The sequence below is a fragment of the Rhodoferax sp. genome, from assembly GCF_025354435.1.
GTDB lineage: Bacteria > Pseudomonadota > Gammaproteobacteria > Burkholderiales > Burkholderiaceae_C > Rhodoferax_B.
Genome location: NZ_JANXMU010000081.1, coordinates 76528 through 94829, shown reverse-complemented (window position 1 = coordinate 94829; position 18302 = coordinate 76528). Strand labels below are relative to the sequence as shown.

Genomic DNA, 18302 nt, shown 5'->3' with positions numbered 1-18302 from the left:
CGCGCCTACAACAACGTCGTGCCCTCCTCCGGCAAGGTGCTGACCGGCGGTGTGGATTCCAACGCCCTGCAGCGCCCCAAGCGCTTCCTAGGTGCTGCCCGCAACGTGGAAGAAGGCGGCTCGCTGACCATCATCGCCACCGCGCTGATCGACACCGGCAGCCGCATGGACGAAGTGATCTTTGAAGAATTCAAGGGTACCGGCAACTGCGAAATCCATCTGGACCGCCGCCTGTACGAAAAGCGCGTCTTCCCGTCGATCCAGCTGAACCGCAGCGGCACGCGCCGCGAAGAACTGCTGCTGTCGCCCGAAATCCTGCAAAAGAGCCGCATCCTGCGCCAGTTCATGTACAACATGGACGAGATCGAGTCGATGGAACTGATGCTGAAAAACATGAAGTCCACCAAGAACAACGTCGAGTTCTTCGACATGATGCGCCGCGGCGGATAATAAATCCACGCTATAATCGAAGGCTAATCGCGAAAAGTACCGGGCTTTCAAATTGGGCAAAACATTGCCCAAGGCACCGGGTGGCTAACGCAATTGAACAAGGAAGAAATAATGAAAGCTGGCATTCACCCCAACTACCGTGACGTGTGCTTCATGGACTTGTCGAACAACTTCAAGTTCGTGACCCGTTCGTGCGTTAACGCCAAGGAAATGATCAAGATGGAAGACGGCCGCGAACTGCCGCTGTACAAGCTGGACACCTCCAGCGAATCCCACCCTTTCTACACCGGTACACAAAAATCCGTGGACAACATGGGTGGCCGCGTGGAGCGCTTCCGCAACCGTTTCGGCAAGACCACCGCTGCTGTCGCAGCACCTGTCGCCGCCGCAGAATAAGTTTTTCTGCAACCTCAAAGGGGCAGCCCGGTTTATCCGCGCTGCCTTTTTGCATTATTGGCCTTACATTTCCGTTCTGTGAACCAAACCACCCCTGCCATCGTTGCGCAAAGCGCCGTCCGCCGCCTGCCGCGCATTGCGTTGTGGCTGCTGTGCCTGGCCTATGTACTGCCCGGCTTTATCGGCCGTGCGCCCTGGCGTAACAACGACATGACGACGTTTGGCTACATCGCCGAACTGGCACGTGGCAGCACGGCGTGGTTGCAGCCCACGCTGCAGGGCCAGCCGCCCGAGATTGAAGCGTTGGTGCCCTATTGGCTGGGTGCCTGGGCGGTGCAACTGGCGCCCGATGCTTGGGCGACCGATTTTGTGGCCCGTATTCCCTTCATGCTGCTGCTGGCAATGGCGCTGGCTGCCACCTGGTACGCGGTGTACTACCTGGCGCGCAGCCCGCGCGCCCAGCCGGTGGCGTTTGCTTTTGGCGGTGAGGCCAAACCGGCCGACTACGCCCGGGCCATGGCCGATGGCGGCCTGCTGGCCATGATTGCCTGCCTGGGGATGGCGCAGCTATCGCACGAAACCACCCCGGCGCTGGCGCAACTGGCGTTTACCGCCCTGAGTTTCTTCGCACTGGCTGCCATGCCCTACCGAACCTGGATACCGGCCATCGGCGTGGTGTTGGGCCTAGCCGGGTTGGCGCTGTCGGGTGCACCGACCATGGCCGTGCTGCTGGGCCTGGGCGGTGCGCTGGTGTGCTTTCTGGACCGCAATGCCCAAGAACCTGGCGAACTCTGCAACGCGCCGCGCAGCCTGCGCTGGAGCCTGGCGGTATTGCTGGTGACGGTGGCAGTGGCAGCGCTGGCCTGGGCCTTGGACCAATGGCGCTGGCGCATCGATCTGCCCGAGACCAACTGGCCCAGCCTGCGCAACCTGGCCCGGCTGCTGCTGTGGTTTACCTGGCCGGTGTGGCCGCTGGCGGTGTGGACGCTGTGGCGCTGGCGGCGGCAACTCACCAGCGGTAACTTTGGCCGCCATCTGGCCCTGCCGTTGTGGTTTGTGGCGGTGGCACTGGGTGCCACCCTGACCACCGATGCCGCCGACCGCTCGCTGATGCTGGCCTTGCCCGCTATGGCCACGCTAGCGGCATTTGCCCTACCTACCTTGAGCCGCACCGTCAGCGCGCTGGTGGACTGGTTCACACTGCTGTTTTTCACCATCTTTGCGCTGATCATCTGGGTTATCTGGGTAGCGGCGCAAACCGGCGTACCCAAGCAACCGGCGGCCAATCTGGCCCGCCTGCTGCCTGGCTTCATGCCCAGTTTTGAGTGGCTGCCGTTCGCTGTGGCGCTGGGGGCCTCGCTGGTGTGGGTTTGGCTAGTGAAATGGCGCGTAGGCCGCCACCGCTCGGCCATCTGGAAGAGCCTGGTGCTGCCCGCGGGTGGCACCGCCCTGTGCTGGCTGCTGCTGATGACGTTGGGCATGCCTGCCGTGAACTTTGGCCGCAGCTACCTGCCCCTGGTGCGCAATGTAGACCGTGCCATCCGCACCCAAACTCCGGGGCGCGCCCTGCCCGATTGCGTAGAGTTCGACAACCTGACCCGGGGGCAGATTGCCGCGTTCCAGTTCCACGGCCAGCTGGTGCTCAAGCCCCGCGGTGCCTCCCAGTGCGCCTGGCTGCTGGTCGATACCACCACAGCCCGCCCACCACCGCAAGCGGTAGACAAGAAAACCTGGGTGCTCAAACTAGGTGTGCGACGGCGGGCAGACAACGGTGAAGCCGTACAGCTCTACCAACGAATCCAGCGGTAGATTACACACCTCAGGTTGCAGTGCTTCGCATCTTTCCCTATCCTTGCTGGGGCAACACCAGCAGCCTGGCAAAGCCAGTTCTGCGGTGTTTCTGACGGTCGTGCTTTCTGGCTGGATGGTGGATGGTGGATGGTGGATGGTGGATGGTGAGTCGTTACTAAATTACAAGCTTTTTAGGCCTCTAACGTATATTCTGCCTACACTAATAGCTATCAATTGGATAGTATTCAACCTATGGCGTGGTGATGGTTTGCGGCATGCTCCCGCGCAAGCGGCTGGCCGGAAACACGATGGCAAAGCGCGAGCCCTGGCCCTGCGTGCTCTCGATGCGCAGTTCGGCACCGTGACGTTGCACCACGTGCTTGACGATGGCCAGGCCCAGGCCGGTGCCGCCGGTTTCACGCGAGCGGCTGGGGTCTACACGGTAAAAGCGCTCGGTCAGACGCGACAAATGTTCGGCCGCGATGCCCGGTCCGGTGTCTTTCACCGAAAACTCGGCCCGGCCATCGGGCAAAGGCTGCCAGCGCACGTCGATACGGCCCCCGGCGGGCGTGTAGCGTACGGCATTGCTGACCAGGTTCGACAAGGCGCTGAGCAATTCGCTCGATGCCCCAGCGATGGAGCCCTCGGGCATGGGGCCAAAGCGCAGGGCATGCACCTTGGTGTGCCCGGCGGTCACCATGCCCGACAAAGCCTCGGCCTCGCGGGCACACTGGGCCAGCAGGTCGCGCAGCACAATCCATTCGCTGTTGCTGGGCGCAGGGCTGCCTTCGATGCTGGACAGGGTGAGCAAATCACTCACCAGGGTTTGCATGCGCTGGGCCTGCTGGGCCATGAAGCCCAGGTAACGCTCGCGCTGGCCTTCGTCCAGAGGCAGGTTCTGCATGGTTTCCACAAAGCCGGACATCACGGTCAGCGGCGTGCGGATTTCGTGAGACACATTGGCCACAAAGTCACGGCGCATGGCCTCGGCCTGCTCCAGTGCCGTCACATCGCGGGACAACAGCAGCCGACGGCCATCGCCATACGGATGCAGGTGCACCGACAAACGCACCGGGCGGCTGGCAGAGCCGCCGCGCCCATGCATGAAAGTGCCGCGCGAAAAGTCGGCATCGGCGTAGTAGGCGGCAAACGCCGGGTCGCGCACCAGATTGCCGATCTGCTGCTGCAGATCGCGCTGGGCATCAAAGCCAAAATGCTCTGCTGCGATGTGGTTGCACCACTCGATACGCCCTTGCGCATCCAGCAGCACCACGCCATTGGGTGAGGCCTGGATGGCGGCCAAAAACTCTTGCAGCCGGGTTTCGGCATCCAGCATTTTTTGCTGCGTCTGGCGCAGCCAGCGGCGGGTGCGGTCGGTGAGTTCACCCCACCAGCCTTGCATGTGCGGTGCTTGCGTGGCCTCGCCGGTGCGTAGCCAGCGCATGACACGCAAGCCCCGCACGGCATCCAGCAGCATCCAGAAAATGCCCGCCAGCACTACACCGACCAGCGCACCCAGGTAGGCGGCCCACTCCCAGCCCAGCAGGCCCGCGCCCAGCTGGAGGCCTAAAAAGCTTAAAAATCGAAACCACATAGGGTGAAAAAAGGAATGCGGGTGGTGTTATCAACCACCCTGGGAATCAAACTGCAGAGGCCGCAGTGGCTGCATTGGAGATGGGGGGCGTAGCCGCCACTGGCTGCGCCGTGATGCGGTAGCCCGCGCCGCGCACGGTTTCCACCATGGTTCCGCCCGCGCCCAAAGACTCGCGCAGGCGCTTGACATGCACGTCCACCGTGCGCTCTTCGATAAACACGTGGTCGCCCCAGACCCGGTCGAGCAGCTGCGAGCGCGAATGCACCCGTTCGGCGTTCTTCATCAGGTACTGCAGCAACTTGAATTCGGTCGGGCCGATTTTGACGGCCTGCTCCTGGAAGGTGACCCGGTAGGTGGCGGCATCCAGCGCCAGGGCACCGATGCGCAGGGTGCCACTCTCTTGCTCGGGTGCGCGTCGGCGCAGCACTGCGCGGATGCGGGCCAACATTTCCTTGGTCGAAAACGGCTTGGAAATGTAGTCGTCGGCACCTGCATCCAGGCCAGCCACACGGTCGTTTTCGTCGCTGCGGGCGGTCAGCAGGATGATGGGCACACTCTTGGTACGCGGGTTGGCGCGCCATTTTTTGGCCAGCGACAAGCCGCTTTCGCCCGGCAGCATCCAGTCCAGCAAGATCACGTCGGGCAGCATGGCATCCAGCTCGCACTGCGCCGTAACGCTGTCCATCGCCCAGGTCGGCTGGAAGCCGCTGTGGCGCAGGTTGACCGCAATCAGCTCGGCAATCGCGGGCTCGTCTTCGACGATCAAGACCCGGGGCATGGTTTTCATTGCAGTGCCGACTCCACCTGTGCGACGGTGGCGTGGCGCACGTCTTCGCCTTTGACGATGTAGATGATGAACTCGGCAATGTTCTTGGCGTGGTCACCGATGCGCTCAATAGCTTTGGCGATGAACAGCAGGTCCAGGCTGGCGGTGATGGTGCGTGGGTCTTCCATCATGTAGGTGATGAGCTTGCGCACAAAGCCGTCGAATTCCTGGTCGATCAGATCGTCTTCTTTCAGGATGTCCAGCGCGGCGCTGGTGTCCAGCCGAGCAAACGCGTCCAATGCCTTGCGCAGCAAACCGGAAGCCATGTCCGCTGAGACGCGCAGGTCCAGCGTCGGCAAGGAACGGGGCGAGCTGCTCTTGGCGATGGACTTGGCCATGCGGGCAATTTTATTGGCCTCGTCGCCCACGCGCTCCAGATTGGCCGTGGTTTTGGAGATGGCGATCAGCAAACGCAAGTCACGCGCCGTGGGCTGACGGCGGGCGATGATGCTGGAGAGTTCGCGGTCAATCTCGATTTCCATGCCATTCACACGGATTTCGGTTTCTGCAACCTGGTCGGCCACCTCAACGCTGAACTGCGACAACGCATAAACCGCCTGGCGGATCTGCGACTCCACCAGACCGCCCAGCTCCATCACGCGGCTGGAAACGCCATTCAGTTCGCTGTCGAACTGGCTGGAAAGATGTTTATCGGACATGAAAGTCTCCAATACAAAGAGGGGCCATAAACGGCAAGCCTGAATTTTTCAAGAACACTGCAGAACCGGCTCCGCCGGGCTGCCAGTGTTACCCCCTGCAAGGGGGTTGGCGAAAACCTGCGTTATCGGCCCTATGGGCCGATCCCGGGGCAGTGTGTAGCCTGGGGGTTAGCCAAACCTTCCGGTGATGTAGTCTTCAGTTTCCTTGCGCTTGGGCTTGAAGAAGATGTCTTCGGTGGCACCAAACTCCATCAGGTCGCCCAGGTACATGTAGGCGGTGTAGTCGCTGCAACGCGCGGCCTGCTGCATGTTGTGGGTGACGATGACCACGGTGTAGTCATTCTTCAGCTCGGTGATCAGCTCTTCCACCTTGGAGGTAGAGATCGGATCGAGTGCCGAACAAGGCTCGTCGAGCAGCAGCACTTCGGGCTTGATGGCAATGCCCCGGGCAATACACAGGCGTTGCTGCTGACCGCCGGACAGACTGGAGCCGCTTTGGTTGAGCTTGTCTTTCACTTCGGTCCACAGGGCCGCCTTGCGCAGGGCCCACTCGACTCGCTCTTCCATGTCGGTGATGTTCAGGTCTTCAAACAGCTTCACGCCAAAGGTAATGTTGTCGTAGATCGACATCGGGAACGGCGTGGGCTTTTGAAACACCATGCCGACCTTGGCCCGCAGCAGGGCCACGTCTTTTTTGCTGGTCAGCAGGTTCTCGCCGTCCAGAATGATCTGGCCTTCGGCGCGCTGCTCGGGGTAGAGCTCGAACATACGGTTAAAGATACGCAGCAGCGTGGATTTACCGCAGCCCGAGGGGCCGATGAAGGCGGTGACCTTCTTTTCAGGGATTTCCATGTTGATGCCCTTGAGCGCATGGAACTTGCCGTAGTAAAAATTCAGGTCTTTGACCGAGATTTTCGAGGGGCTTGCAACAGTAGTTGGCATGGTAAAGACCTAGGTTAATTCTTGTTGGAACCAGCCCACAGGCGGGCCAAAATATTCAAGCCCAGCACGGCCATGGTGATCAAAAACACCCCGGCCCAGGCCAGCTTTTGCCAGTTTTCGTACGGGCTCATCGCAAATTTGAAAATCGTGACCGGCAGGCTGGCCATCGGCTGGCTCAGGCTGGAGGTCCAGAACTGGTTGCTCAAAGCGGTGAACAGCAGCGGCGCGGTTTCTCCGGCAATCCGGGCCACAGCCAACATCACACCGGTAATTACACCGGCCCGGGCAGCTTTCAGAGTGATGCTCAGAATCACCTTCCACTTGGGCGCACCCAAGGCATAAGCCGCTTCCCGCAGTCCCGGCGGTATCAGTTGCAGCATGTTTTCGGTGGTGCGAATGACCACCGGAATCACGATCAGCGCCAAGGCCACCACACCAGCCCAGCCCGAGAACGACTTGAAGCGCGACACCACCACGGCGTAGACGAACAGACCGATCACGATGGAGGGAGCCGACAACAAAATGTCGTTCACAAACCGGGTGGTCGAGGCCAGCCAGCTCTTGGTGTCGTACTCGGCCAGATAGATACCGGCCATGATGCCGATGGGTGCACCCACGCAGGTGGCCAGCGTCACCATCAGGAACGAGCCGTAAATCGCATTGGCCAGGCCGCCTTCGTCGTTGGGCGGCGGGGTCATCTGGGTCAGGGTCGCGATGGTCAGGCCTTCAATGCCCAGCCGCACGGTTTCAAACAAAATCCAGAACAACCAGAACAGGCCGAAAGCCATGGCTCCCAGGGCCATCACCAAGGCAATCTGGTTGACGCGCTTGCGTTTGGCGTATTTGACGCCGCGGGTCTGTTCCAGCGCAGCAGCTTTGAGCAATATTTCGCCCGTGGTCATGATTTGGCTCCTTCATTTTTCCGCAGCTGCGACAGCAGCAGTTTGGACAGGGAAAGAATGACAAAAGTAATAAAAAACAGCACCAGGCCGAGGTACATCAGCGCACCTTGGTGCAGGCCTTCGCCCGCCTCGGCAAACTCGTTGGCCAGGGCCGAGGTGATGCTGTTGGCCGCCTGGAACAGACTGAGCGAATCCAACTGGTTGAAATTACCAATCACAAAAGTCACTGCCATGGTTTCGCCAATGGCCCGGCCCAAGCCCAGCATGATGCCGCCCACCACACCCGACTTGGTGTACGGCAACACCACCTTGGACACTACTTCCCAGGTGGTGGCACCCAGGCCGTAGGCCGATTCTTTCAGCAAGGTAGGCGTGACTTCAAACACATCGCGCATCACGGCCGCAATGAACGGGATGATCATGATGGCCAAAATGATGCCGGCTGACAAAATGCCGATGCCTACGGGAGCCCCGGAAAACAACGCCCCCAGGTAGGGCACGTCGCCAAACGCTGCTTGCAAAGGCTGCTGCACATACGTGGACAGCACCGGGCTGAACACCAGCAAACCCCACATGCCGTAGACGATAGAGGGCACAGCAGCCAGCAGTTCAATGGCCGTTCCCAGCGGGCGCTTCAGCCAGGCAGGCGAGAGCTCGGTCAGAAACAGCGCGATACCGAAACTCACCGGTACGGCAATCAGCAAGGCGATGAACGAAGTCATCACGGTGCCGTAAATCATCACCAAGCCGCCAAAGTCTTCTTTGACCGGGTCCCAGGTGGTGCTGGTCAAAAAGCCCAGACCGAACTTGTCAATCGCTGGCCATGCACTGATGGTCAGCGACCCCAAGATGGCAATCAGCATCACCAGGGTAAAGATGGCCGAACCCTTGGCCAACCAGGCAAAGATACGGTCGAAAACCGGCCCGGAGCGGGCCGCTTTGGGGCGGGGAGGAGTGGTCATCGCATGTCCGGAAGACTTACCAGATGGATTTAACAGGTGCTCGGTCGCCGGAAGTGTAGATGACACGTTTTGCTCCTTTGTCCTAGGGTATCGGTTCTTACTTGATCGCGACAGGCTTGCCAGCGGCGTCTGTCACCTGGCTCCAGGCCTTCTCGATCGAAGCCACCACGGGTGCTGGCAAGGGCACATAGTCCAGATCGTCGGCAATCTTGGCGCCATTTTTGTAAGCCCAATTGAAGAACTTGAACACTTCGGTGGCGTTCGCTGGCTTGTCTTGCTTGGTGTGCATCAAGATGAAGGTAGCGGTAGAGATAGGCCAGGCTTCCTTGCCAGGCTGATCGGTGATCAACTGGTAGAACGACTTGTTCCAGTCGGCACCGGCAGCGGCAGCGGCAAAGGCAGTGTCGCTGGGGGCAACAAACACACCATCGCGGTTCTTCAGCAAGGCGTAGGTCATCTTGCTTTGCTTGACGTAGGCATATTCCACGTAGCCAATCGAGTTGGGCAGGCGGTTCACAAATGTGGCCACGCCTTCATTGCCCTTGCCGCCCGAGCCCGAAGGCCAGTTCACGGCTGTGCCCTCACCCACTTTTTCTTTCCACTCGGGGTGGACGCGGCTCAGGTAGTTGGTGAAGTTGAAGGTAGTGCCAGAACCATCGGCGCGATGCACGGTGGTAATGGCTGCATCGGGCAATGGCACACCAGGGTTCAGCGCTACCAGCGCAGCGTCGTTCCACTTGGTAATCTTGCCCAGGAAGATGTCGCCCAGCACCGCGCCGGTCAGCTTCAGTTGGCCGGGTGCGATGCCTTTGATGTTGACCACGGGCACCGTGCCGCCGATGACAGCGGGAAACTGCATTTGGCCCTTGGACTTCAGTACTTCGTCGGTCTGGGGCATGTCGGATGCACCGAAATCCACCGTTTTGGAGTCGATTTGCTTGATGCCAGCACCAGAGCCCACGGATTGGTAATTGATCTTGACGCCCGTGACCTTGTTGTACTCAGCCGCCCACTTGGAATACACGGGTGCGGGAAAAGTGGCACCGGCACCGGTAATTTCTTGGGCACTGGCGAAACCAGCAAAAGACAAGGCGACCGAACCAGCCAAGCTGGCCATGGCGATTTTGAAACGTACTTGCATCAGAAAACCCTTTGGGTAAGTGGAAACATGTCGAAGAGGAGCTGCGGTTTACCGGATAGGCAAACCTTGGCGATGGCTGTACTTTAAGAAGGTTGTGTGACATCTATGTGACAAAAAAAATAACGCCGTGCTGCCCACGCCGTGGGTGCTATGCTGCGCCCACGAAAAAAGCAGCTACACCATGCAAAACGGAACTCTCATCGCCGCCCTGGACCTGGGCTCCAACAGCTTCCGCCTCGAAATTGGTCGTCTCGACCACGGGCAAATCCACCGTACCGAATACCTGAAAGAAACCGTCCGCCAAGGCAACGGCCTGGACGAAAACCGCAACCTGAGCCAAGAGGCCATGCAGCGCGGCTGGGATTGCCTGGCACGTTTTGGTGAACGCCTGGCAGGGTTCGAGCGTCACCAGGTGCGCGCCGTAGCCACGCAGACCCTGCGCGAAGCCCGCAACCGCGACGTGTTTCTGGCCAAAGCGCACGAGGTGCTGGGCTTTCCCATCGACGTGATTCCAGGCCGCGAAGAAGCCCGGCTGATCTACCAAGGCGTGGCCCGACTGCTGCCGCAGTCGGACGAGCGGCGGCTGGTGGTGGATATCGGTGGGCGGTCCACCGAAATGATTCTGGGCCAAGCCTATGACGCTACGGTGATGGAATCCTTCCGGGTAGGCAGCGTGGCCTGGTCGATGAAGTATTTCCCCAATGGCCAGTTCACCCGCGATGCCTTCCGGATTGCCGAAATTGCCGCCAAGGCCGTACTGGACGAAGCCCTGGACGCCTACCGCCGCGACACCTGGGACGTTGCCTATGGCTCCTCCGGCACCATCGGTGCAGTGGGTGACATCCTGCATGCCGCAGGCTGGCCGCTGAACCTCATCACCCGCGAAGGTCTGGACTGGATCAGCGACCGCTTGCTAAAAGCCCAAAGTGTTGAAAAACTGCGCATCGACGGCATGAAGGATGACCGCAAACTGGTCATTGGCGGCGGCATCAGCGTGCTGCGCGCCGTATTTGACCTGCTGGGCATCAATGAAATGCACGCTGCCGATGGTGCGCTGCGCCACGGCGTGCTGTACGACCTGGTGGCACGTGGCCAGGAAGAAACCGACCTGCGTGCCGTCTCGGTGCAGCGCATGGCCAGCCGCTTTGGCGTGGACACCCAACAAGCCCAGCGCGTAGCCAAGCTCGCTTGCACGCTCTACGGCCAGTTGCAAACCGGCAGCGGTGTAGCCCCCACCGAAGTCGCCCGCCAGCAGCGCAAGCTCAACTGGGCCGGGCAGCTGCATGAAATTGGCTGCCAAATCTCGCACCAGGACCACCACAAACACGGTGCTTACGTTCTAGAGCACGCGGACGCCCCCGGCTTTGCCCTGCTAGAGCTGCACCGCTTGAGCCAGCTGGTGCTGGGCCACCGGGGCAAGCTGCGCAAGCTGGAACTGGATTTTGGCGATGCTGCCTTCATGCAGCAATTGCTATGTTTGCGGTTGGCCACCATACTCTGCCATGCCCGCCGAGACCCCGACACCGCAGGGCTGGAACTCCGCGTGGACCCCGCACTTGCCAGCCAGTTTGTGCTGTCCACCCGCCCCGGCTGGGCGCAGGCCTATCCGCAATCGGCCCATCTATTGCGTGAAGAAGCCCAAGCCTGGCAAAAAACACCGTGGTCCTTGCAGCTTTCTGAAGCGTAAATGTGACTTCTTGCGGCAAACTGTAAAAAATATTTAGGCAATTTATCCGTTAAGCCTGCGTAAAGTGTGTACGGTAACAAGTCGCTCCTCTTTCAACACCCTGCAAGGCCCGTATGTCAGACAATCCCCGCCTTAACCTGGGCGATGGCTACAAGCAGTACTTTGAAATTGCGCCTGCACTAGACACCGCCCGTATCAACGACGTATTTTTTATCCGGCACGATGTTTATGCCCGCGAACTCGGCTTCGAGCCGGTACGAGAAGACCAGCGCGAAACTGACAAATACGATTACCGCTCCCAGCATTGCCTAGTGCGCAGTGCCGATGGAACCCGCCTGGCAGGCTGCGCGCGCCTGGTTCTGGCAGACCCGGCCGATCCCGATGCGCCGCTGCCGTTCGAGGTGACTTGCAAAAACACGCTAGACCGCAGCATCATCGACCCCGCCCTGCAACCGCGTGGACGCATTGCCGAGGTATCCCGGCTGGCGGTCATGTCTGAATTCCGCCGCCGCAAGGGTGAGCAGCAAACCGAAGCCGTTATTTCAGAGCAGGATTTCGGCGACCAGAAACAGCCGCGCTTCCCCTACCTTCCGGTCAGCCTATACATGGGTGCCGTACTCATGGCCAAACGCCAGGGCATTGAAACCCTGTTCACCCTTACCGAACCGCGGTTGGCCGAGCACTTTGCCAAACTCGGGGTCAACATCATTCCCATTGGCGGCCCGGTGGAGCACCGCGGTCAGCGCGTGCCATCCATGCTGCTCGTGAACGAGGTTTACCAAGGGCTGCGCCTCATGATCCAGCCTCTTTGGCACACCATCAACGAACAAATCAACGCCGGGTACGCAAAATCTGCGGGCTAAACAGCCAGTTTCGTTATTTCTAAATATGCTTATTTGCATATTGGTAGAACAATAAAGTAGTTTGGATTAAAGGTGCAGGCTTTTATAGTCGCGCCCTATGCATGATTTTGCTTTTGTTTTTGCCGGATTCTTTGTCGGCTTTGTCGTCGGCTTGACCGGGGTGGGCGGCGGCTCGCTGATGACCCCCATCCTGATTTTCTTCTTCGGCATGAAGCCCTACTTGGCCATCGGCACCGACCTGCTGTTTGCCTGCTTTACCAAAGCCGGTGGCACGCTGAAGATGGCCCGCTCCGGCATGGTGAACTGGCGCATCGTCGCCACGCTGTGCGCAGGCAGCATTCCGGCTTCACTGATCACTTTGTGGGTGTTGCATACCCTAGGCCCCGCCGATGCGCAGGTGCAAAAAGCCATGACCACCACCCTGGGCGTGGCCTTGCTGCTCACCGCTGCGGCCACGCTCTACAAAAGCATCCGTGGCAAATCGGCCCCCCGCAGCGTCAGCGCAGGCAATATGGCCCAGGCCGAGCGCCCGCGCCACTGGAGCCTGCCCCTGCTGTTTGGTGCCTTCATTGGCGCACTGGTCACGCTGACTTCAGTTGGTGCCGGGGCCATTGGCGTGACGGTGCTGATGTTGCTCTATCCGCTGCTGCCGCTGCAACGCATCGTCGCCGCCGACATCGCCTACGCCGTGCCCTTGACCCTGGTGGCGGGCCTGGGCCACGCCGGGCTGGGCTCGGTCGATTGGCCACTGCTGGCCAAGCTGTTGGCCGGTTCGCTGCCCGGCATCTGGCTGGGTTCGCACCTGATGCTCAAAACCTCGGACCGCGTGATCCGAGGCCTGTTGTCCCTGCTATTAGCCTATGCAGGCACCAAGTTACTCGCACTTTAAAATCGCAGCTTGCCCTGCCCCACGATCGATAAAAAATGTACCAATACACCGAATTTGACAAACAGTTCGTCAAACTGCGCGCCGCCCAATTCCGCGACCAGCTAGAACGCTGGCAAGGCGGCACCCTGGCCGAAGAAGAGTTTCGCCCCCTGCGTCTGCAAAACGGCTGGTACGTACAGCGTTTTGCACCCATGCTGCGCGTGGCCGTGCCCTACGGCGAACTGTCCAGCGCCCAGCTGCGCGTGCTGGCCACCATCGCCCGCGACTACGACAAAAAAGACGCACACGACCTGAGCAAAGCCAACCCAGGCCTGAGCGACCTGCACAGCCTGCCCAGCGCCTGCGCCCACTTCACCACCCGCCAAAACGTCCAGTTCAACTGGATTCCGCTCGACAAAAGCGTCGACGTGATGGACCTGCTGGCCAGCGTGCATCTGCACGGCATCCAGACCAGCGGCAACTGCATCCGCAACACCACCAGCGACGAGCGCGCCGGTATTGCCGAAGATGAAATCGCCGACCCGCGCCCGCTGGCCGAAATCATCCGCCAGTGGAGCACGCTGCACCCCGAGTTCGCCTTTTTGCCGCGCAAGTTCAAGATCGCCATCGTCGGTGCTACCGATGATCGCGCCGCCACCGCCTGGCACGATATCGGCCTGCATGTACTGAAGAACGAAGCCGGTGAAGTCGGCCTGCGTGTCATGGTGGGCGGCGGCATGGGCCGCACCCCGGTGCTGGGCACGGTGATCCGCAGCTTTTTGCCCTGGGACCAGATCCTCAACTACCTGGAAGCCGTGGTCCGCGTGTACAACCGCTGGGGCCGCCGCGACAACATCTACAAGGCGCGCATCAAGATTTTGGTCAAGGCCGAAGGCCAGCGCTATATCGACGAGGTAGAAGCCGAGTACCAGCAGATCCTGACCGTGGACGGCGCGCCGCACACCATCGCCCAGGCCGAGCTCGACCGCGTGACCGCCTGCTTTGTGCCCCCGGCCAGCCGCGTCGGCACCCTGCCCGCCCTGGCCAACCCGGTCGCCGCCCCAGTGGACGACAAAGACTACACCCGCTGGCTCAAGCAAAACGTGGCCGCGCACCAAAACCCGTTGCTGCGCTCTGTAACGCTATCGTTCAAGCGTCTGGGATACTCGCCCGGCGATGCCACCGGCGACCAGCTTGATCTGTCGGCAGACTTGGCCGACCGCTACAGCGCCGGTGAAACCCGCGTTACCCACGACCAGAATCTGGTGCTACCTTGGGTGCGCGCTGACGAATTGCCCGCGCTCTACGCCGAAGCCAAAGCCGCCGGCCTGGCCCGCGCCAACATCCGTTTGCTGACCGACATGATCGTCTGCCCCGGCGGCGATTTCTGCTCGTTGGCCAACGCCCGTTCGCTACCGATTTCCGAAGCCATCAGCCAGCGCTACCAGGACATGGACGAGCTGCACGACATCGGTGAAGTAGACGTTCACATGAGTGGTTGCATCAACTCCTGCGGCCACCACCACAGCGCCCACATCGGCATTCTGGGCGTGGACAAAGACGGCCAAGAGTGGTATCAGGTCACGCTGGCAGGCTCGGACGGCTCCAACCTCAGCGGCCCCGCCGCTATCGGTAAGGTGGTCGGCCCATCGTTCAGCGCCGCCGAAGTGCCCGAAGTCATCGAAGCCGTGCTGGACACCTACCGCGCCAACCGCACCAGCGGAGAAGCCTTCATCGACACCCTGCGACGCGTCGGCCAGGACCCGTTCAAGCTGGCCGCCAATGCCGCCCGTACCAGCACCGCCCGTGCGCCCAGAGCAGCGGCCGAAGCTTAAAAGGTCAAATACTATGAAAATAATAGCTGCTACCGCACACACTGCCTACGCTGAAGGCCAAAAAGACCAAATTTTTCTGGCGAACGACGCAGATCCGCGTGCACTGTCGCTCGACGGCGTGACCCGCATCGATCTGCACTTCCCCAAGTTCACCGATGGCCGCGCCTACAGCCAGGCTTTCCTGCTGCGCCGCCGCCTGGGTTACACCGGCGAAATCCGCGCCACCGGTGATGTACTGATCGACCAACTGGTGCAGATGCAACGCAGCGGCTTCACCGTTGCCGTGCTGCGCGAAGGCGTGGACGCCAGCGCTGCCCAGCGCCAGTTCGACCGCTTTGAAGGCTTCTACCAGGGCGACGCGGTGCATGTCGAACCGCACTTCGCCGAAGCCGAAAATTCCGCAGCTTATGCCGCTGAGTTTGCGCTGCAAGACTCGGCCTGATCGGAGCTGACACCATGAGCACCCTCAACCTCGCACACATCAACGCCGAACTCGGCCGCAATGCACCCGGACTGGTGGAATGGGCCCTCGGCTTGGGCCAGCCTTCCATCGTCACCACTAACTTCCGCCCGTTCGAAGCGGTCATCCTGCACATGGTCACCAACGCCCGCCCCGACGTGCCGGTGGTCTGGATGGACAACGGCCTGAACACCGAGGCCACCTACCGCTTTGTCGATGAAGTCACCCAGCGGCTCAAGCTCAATTTGCACATCTATCTGCCGCGCCGCTCGCGGGCGCACCGCGAGGCCGTGGACGGCCCGACGCCCGCGCTGGACGACCCGCGCCACGCCGCCTTCACCGAAGAAGTGAAGCTGGAGCCTTTTGCCCGCGCACTGCGCGAAACCGCACCCAAGGTCTGGTTCACCGCACTGCGGGCCACCGACACCGCCGTACGCGCCCAGATGGACCCGGTCAGCATCAACCCCGACGGCCTGATCAAGGTCGCGCCGCTGCTGCACTGGTCGTCCAAAGAGCTCTACCAATACTGTGAAACCCACGGCCTGCCCAACAACTTCGACTACGTGGACCCCACCAAGGGTGATGACAACCGCGAGTGCGGCTTGCATCTCGCCCATTGAGACCCACTGAAATTTGACCCCCGACATGAATACCCAAGTTACCCCACACCACCTGAGCAACACCCACCTTGACGCACTGGAAGAAGAAACCATCTTCATCCTGCGCGAAGTGGCTGCCGTGTTTGAACGCCCTACCCTGCTGTTTTCGGGCGGCAAAGACTCGCTGGTGCTGCTGAAATGTGCCGAAAAAGCCTTTGGTGCGAAGAATGTATCCACCGGCAGCGGCGGCATTCCCTACCCGCTGTTGATGATCGACACCGGCCACAACTTCCATGAAGTTACCGATTTCCGCGACTTCCGCGCCCAGGAACTGGGTGCCGAGCTGATCGTGCGCAACGTCGAAGACTCGATGAAGCGCGGCACCGTGCGCCTGGCGCACCCTGGCGAGTCGCGCAACGTGCACCAGTCGGTCACCTTGCTCGAAGCCATCGAAGAATTCCGCTTTGACGCACTGATTGGCGGCGCCCGCCGCGACGAAGAAAAGGCCCGTGCCAAAGAACGCATCTTTTCGCACCGCGACAGCTTCGGCCAGTGGCAGCCCAAGGCCCAGCGCCCCGAGCTGTGGACCCTGTTCAACACCCGCCTGCAGCCCGGCGAACACTTCCGCGTGTTCCCCATCAGCAACTGGACCGAACTCGACGTGTGGCAGTACATCGAACGCGAAAAAATCGCCCTGCCGTCGCTGTACTACACGCACAAACGCGAAGTGGTGGAGCGCAAGGGCCTGCTGGTGCCGGTGACCGAACTCACCCCGCTCAAGGCCGGTGAAACTTCTGAGCAGCGCGACGTGCGCTTCCGCACCGTGGGCGACATCACCTGCACCTGCCCGGTGGACAGCTTGGCCGCCACCGCCGCCGACATCGTGATCGAAACCCTGGCCGCCGACGTGAGCGAACGCGGCGCGACCCGCATGGACGACAAGACATCAGAGGCTTCGATGGAGAAGCGCAAGAAAGACGGATACTTCTAATGAATGCTACTACTTCTATAGCTACTCCCGCAGGCACTACAAGCGCCACAGCCCTTTCCGCCTTAAAGTTTATCACCTGCGGATCAGTCGATGACGGCAAGAGCACCCTGATTGGCCGCCTGCTGGTGGACACCAAGGCCGTGCTGCAAGACCATCTGGCCGGTGTGCAACGCCAGGGCGAAACCGACTTGGCGCTGCTGACCGACGGCCTGAGCGCCGAGCGCGAGCAAGGCATCACCATCGACGTGGCCTACCGCTACTTCAACACCGAAGACCGCAAGTTCATCATCGGCGACGCGCCCGGCCACGAGCAGTACACCCGCAACATGGTCACCGCCGCCAGCAGCGCCGATGCCGCCGTGGTGCTGGTCGATGCCACCAAGCTGGACTGGAAAAACGCTGCCCTGGAACTGCTGCCGCAAACCCGCCGCCACTCGCTGCTGTGCCATTTGCTGCGCGTGCCCAGCATCGTCTTTGCCATCAACAAGCTGGACGCGGTGGAAGACTCCTGCCTGGCGTTTGCCCACATCAGCGCCGCGCTGAACAGCTTTGCCACCGCTGCCGAGATTCCCGTCAAGGCCATCGTACCGATTTCGGCCCTCAAGGGCTGGAACGTGGTGGAAGCGGGCCATACGGATACACCCGATTGGTGCAATTACACCGGCCCGACCCTGCTACAGATTCTGGAGCAATTGCCCAGCACGCCCGCAGAAGTGGAGCAGCCCTTCGCCTTTCCGGTGCAGTGGGTGGAAAAATTCTCTTCTAGCGCCGACACCAGCCAGGGCCGCCGCGTGTTCTGGGGCCGCGTCGCCACCGGCAAAGTGGAAGTGGGCCAAGAAATCCGCATCCTGCCCAGTGGCCAAACCGCTACCGTGGCCCAAGTGCTGGACCATGCCCGCAACCCCAAGAGCGTGCTGGCTGGCAACAGTGCCGGCATCACGCTGGACCGCGAGGTCGATGTGTCGCGTGGCGACTGGTTGCTGGCCCCCGGCCAGTTCGAAGCCAGCCGCGAGATTTCGGCCACCGTCGCCTGGATGGACGACGAACCCCTGGTCGCAGGCCGCGTCTACTGGGCGCTGCACGGCCACCGCTGGGTCAAGGCCAAGGTCAAGCGCATCGTGCACAAGCTGGACATCAACACCCTGGTCGAGGAAGATGCCACCGAATTGCCACCCAACGCCATCGGCCATGTCGAGCTGGCGCTGCAAGAGGCGATCGCCACCCGGCCCTATACGCAGTCGCGTTCCCTGGGTGCCTTGGTTTTGGTCGATACCGCTACGCACAAAACCTCAGCCGCCGTTTTGGTGCGCTAAGCATTCCACCCCTAAAATCACGG

At 60.9% G+C, this 18302-nt stretch carries 17 protein-coding genes and 1 pseudogene; 11 read left to right on the top strand and 7 right to left on the bottom strand.

Annotation, left to right across the window (positions count from 1 at the left end; genetic code table 11):
• The 3 genes and pseudogenes from rho to Q0T48_RS20595 all read left to right on the top strand — a co-directional run.
• Nucleotides 1-450, top strand: a pseudogene (rho, locus tag Q0T48_RS20605) (transcription termination factor Rho); the annotation flags it as partial.
• 111 nt (nt 451-561) lie between these two features.
• Nucleotides 562-846 carry a type B 50S ribosomal protein L31 gene (locus Q0T48_RS20600; RefSeq protein WP_295960510.1) on the top strand — a complete coding sequence of 95 codons (285 nt, stop codon included), beginning with the start codon at nt 562-564 and terminating at the stop codon, nt 844-846.
• A 78-nt stretch (nt 847-924) separates the two neighbouring features.
• Nucleotides 925-2655 carry a hypothetical protein gene (locus Q0T48_RS20595; RefSeq protein WP_295960509.1) on the top strand — a complete coding sequence of 577 codons (1731 nt, stop codon included), beginning with the start codon at nt 925-927 and terminating at the stop codon, nt 2653-2655.
• 232 nt (nt 2656-2887) lie between these two features.
• Here the strand turns inward: Q0T48_RS20595 and phoR are convergent, their stop codons facing one another.
• From phoR to pstS, 7 genes are all read right to left on the bottom strand, one after another.
• Nucleotides 2888-4231, bottom strand: coding sequence for a phosphate regulon sensor histidine kinase PhoR (gene phoR, locus Q0T48_RS20590; protein ID WP_295960507.1), 1344 nt, complete (start codon nt 4229-4231; stop codon nt 2888-2890).
• A 46-nt stretch (nt 4232-4277) separates the two neighbouring features.
• Nucleotides 4278-5018 (bottom strand): phosphate regulon transcriptional regulator PhoB, encoded by a 741-nt coding sequence (gene phoB, locus Q0T48_RS20585; protein ID WP_295960504.1) that lies wholly within the window; start codon nt 5016-5018, stop codon nt 4278-4280.
• Nucleotides 5015-5716, bottom strand: coding sequence for a phosphate signaling complex protein PhoU (phoU, locus tag Q0T48_RS20580; RefSeq protein WP_295960501.1), 702 nt, complete (start codon nt 5714-5716; stop codon nt 5015-5017). Before phoU ends, phoB begins: the two co-directional genes overlap by 4 nt.
• A 168-nt stretch (nt 5717-5884) precedes the next feature.
• Nucleotides 5885-6658 (bottom strand): phosphate ABC transporter ATP-binding protein PstB, encoded by a 774-nt coding sequence (gene pstB, locus Q0T48_RS20575; protein ID WP_295960498.1) that lies wholly within the window; start codon nt 6656-6658, stop codon nt 5885-5887.
• Between the two features lie 14 nt (nt 6659-6672).
• Nucleotides 6673-7560 carry a phosphate ABC transporter permease PstA gene (pstA, locus tag Q0T48_RS20570; RefSeq protein ID WP_295960496.1) on the bottom strand — a complete coding sequence of 296 codons (888 nt, stop codon included), beginning with the start codon at nt 7558-7560 and terminating at the stop codon, nt 6673-6675.
• A complete protein-coding gene (pstC, locus tag Q0T48_RS20565) occupies nt 7557-8522 on the bottom strand; it encodes a phosphate ABC transporter permease subunit PstC (RefSeq protein WP_295960494.1) in 966 nt (321 codons plus the stop codon). The genes pstA and pstC overlap by 4 nt, the downstream gene beginning before the upstream one ends.
• A gap of 97 nt (nt 8523-8619) precedes the next feature.
• A complete protein-coding gene (pstS, locus tag Q0T48_RS20560) occupies nt 8620-9663 on the bottom strand; it encodes a phosphate ABC transporter substrate-binding protein PstS (protein ID WP_295960492.1) in 1044 nt (347 codons plus the stop codon).
• A gap of 181 nt (nt 9664-9844) precedes the next feature.
• On the opposite strand from pstS, the gene Q0T48_RS20555 reads away from it, so the two are divergent.
• The 8 genes from Q0T48_RS20555 to Q0T48_RS20520 all read left to right on the top strand — a co-directional run bounded on the left by Q0T48_RS20555 (nt 9845) and on the right by Q0T48_RS20520 (nt 18279).
• On the top strand, nt 9845-11350 hold the full coding sequence (locus Q0T48_RS20555; protein WP_295960490.1) for a Ppx/GppA phosphatase family protein: 1506 nt from the start codon (nt 9845-9847) through the stop codon (nt 11348-11350).
• Between the two features lie 113 nt (nt 11351-11463).
• Nucleotides 11464-12213: a PEP-CTERM/exosortase system-associated acyltransferase gene (locus tag Q0T48_RS20550; RefSeq protein ID WP_295960487.1), complete on the top strand. Its 750-nt coding sequence runs from the start codon at nt 11464-11466 to the stop codon at nt 12211-12213.
• Between the two features lie 97 nt (nt 12214-12310).
• On the top strand, nt 12311-13102 hold the full coding sequence (locus Q0T48_RS20545) for a sulfite exporter TauE/SafE family protein (protein WP_295960484.1): 792 nt from the start codon (nt 12311-12313) through the stop codon (nt 13100-13102).
• Nucleotides 13103-13137: 35 nt separating this feature from the next.
• Complete coding sequence (locus Q0T48_RS20540) at nt 13138-14916, top strand: nitrite/sulfite reductase (protein WP_295960482.1); 1779 nt, start codon at nt 13138-13140, stop codon at nt 14914-14916.
• Between the two features lie 13 nt (nt 14917-14929).
• Nucleotides 14930-15358, top strand: coding sequence for a DUF934 domain-containing protein (locus tag Q0T48_RS20535; protein WP_295960479.1), 429 nt, complete (start codon nt 14930-14932; stop codon nt 15356-15358).
• A 14-nt stretch (nt 15359-15372) separates the two neighbouring features.
• Nucleotides 15373-15996 (top strand): phosphoadenosine phosphosulfate reductase family protein, encoded by a 624-nt coding sequence (locus tag Q0T48_RS20530; protein ID WP_295960476.1) that lies wholly within the window; start codon nt 15373-15375, stop codon nt 15994-15996.
• A gap of 25 nt (nt 15997-16021) precedes the next feature.
• Nucleotides 16022-16966 (top strand): sulfate adenylyltransferase subunit CysD, encoded by a 945-nt coding sequence (cysD, locus tag Q0T48_RS20525; protein ID WP_295960474.1) that lies wholly within the window; start codon nt 16022-16024, stop codon nt 16964-16966.
• A complete protein-coding gene (locus tag Q0T48_RS20520; RefSeq protein ID WP_295960471.1) occupies nt 16966-18279 on the top strand; it encodes a GTP-binding protein in 1314 nt (437 codons plus the stop codon). Before cysD ends, Q0T48_RS20520 begins: the two co-directional genes overlap by 1 nt.
• The last annotated feature ends 23 nt before the right edge of the window (nt 18280-18302 follow it).

What these genes read in the sequence shown, in the direction of transcription:
- pstB (WP_295960498.1), bottom strand. Translation starts at nt 6,658, where the DNA reads ATGCCAACTACTGTTGCAAGCCCCTCGAAAATCTCGGTCAAAGACCTG.
- Q0T48_RS20535 (WP_295960479.1), top strand. Translation starts at nt 14,930, where the DNA reads ATGAAAATAATAGCTGCTACCGCACACACTGCCTACGCTGAAGGCCAA.
- Q0T48_RS20540 (WP_295960482.1), top strand. Translation starts at nt 13,138, where the DNA reads ATGTACCAATACACCGAATTTGACAAACAGTTCGTCAAACTGCGCGCC.
- phoU (WP_295960501.1), bottom strand. Translation starts at nt 5,716, where the DNA reads ATGTCCGATAAACATCTTTCCAGCCAGTTCGACAGCGAACTGAATGGC.
- Q0T48_RS20600 (WP_295960510.1), top strand. Translation starts at nt 562, where the DNA reads ATGAAAGCTGGCATTCACCCCAACTACCGTGACGTGTGCTTCATGGAC.
- phoR (WP_295960507.1), bottom strand. Translation starts at nt 4,231, where the DNA reads ATGTGGTTTCGATTTTTAAGCTTTTTAGGCCTCCAGCTGGGCGCGGGC.
- pstS (WP_295960492.1), bottom strand. Translation starts at nt 9,663, where the DNA reads ATGCAAGTACGTTTCAAAATCGCCATGGCCAGCTTGGCTGGTTCGGTC.
- Q0T48_RS20530 (WP_295960476.1), top strand. Translation starts at nt 15,373, where the DNA reads ATGAGCACCCTCAACCTCGCACACATCAACGCCGAACTCGGCCGCAAT.
- Q0T48_RS20555 (WP_295960490.1), top strand. Translation starts at nt 9,845, where the DNA reads ATGCAAAACGGAACTCTCATCGCCGCCCTGGACCTGGGCTCCAACAGC.
- cysD (WP_295960474.1), top strand. Translation starts at nt 16,022, where the DNA reads ATGAATACCCAAGTTACCCCACACCACCTGAGCAACACCCACCTTGAC.
- Q0T48_RS20520 (WP_295960471.1), top strand. Translation starts at nt 16,966, where the DNA reads ATGAATGCTACTACTTCTATAGCTACTCCCGCAGGCACTACAAGCGCC.
- pstC (WP_295960494.1), bottom strand. Translation starts at nt 8,522, where the DNA reads ATGACCACTCCTCCCCGCCCCAAAGCGGCCCGCTCCGGGCCGGTTTTC.
- phoB (WP_295960504.1), bottom strand. Translation starts at nt 5,018, where the DNA reads ATGAAAACCATGCCCCGGGTCTTGATCGTCGAAGACGAGCCCGCGATT.
- pstA (WP_295960496.1), bottom strand. Translation starts at nt 7,560, where the DNA reads ATGACCACGGGCGAAATATTGCTCAAAGCTGCTGCGCTGGAACAGACC.
- Q0T48_RS20550 (WP_295960487.1), top strand. Translation starts at nt 11,464, where the DNA reads ATGTCAGACAATCCCCGCCTTAACCTGGGCGATGGCTACAAGCAGTAC.
- Q0T48_RS20545 (WP_295960484.1), top strand. Translation starts at nt 12,311, where the DNA reads ATGCATGATTTTGCTTTTGTTTTTGCCGGATTCTTTGTCGGCTTTGTC.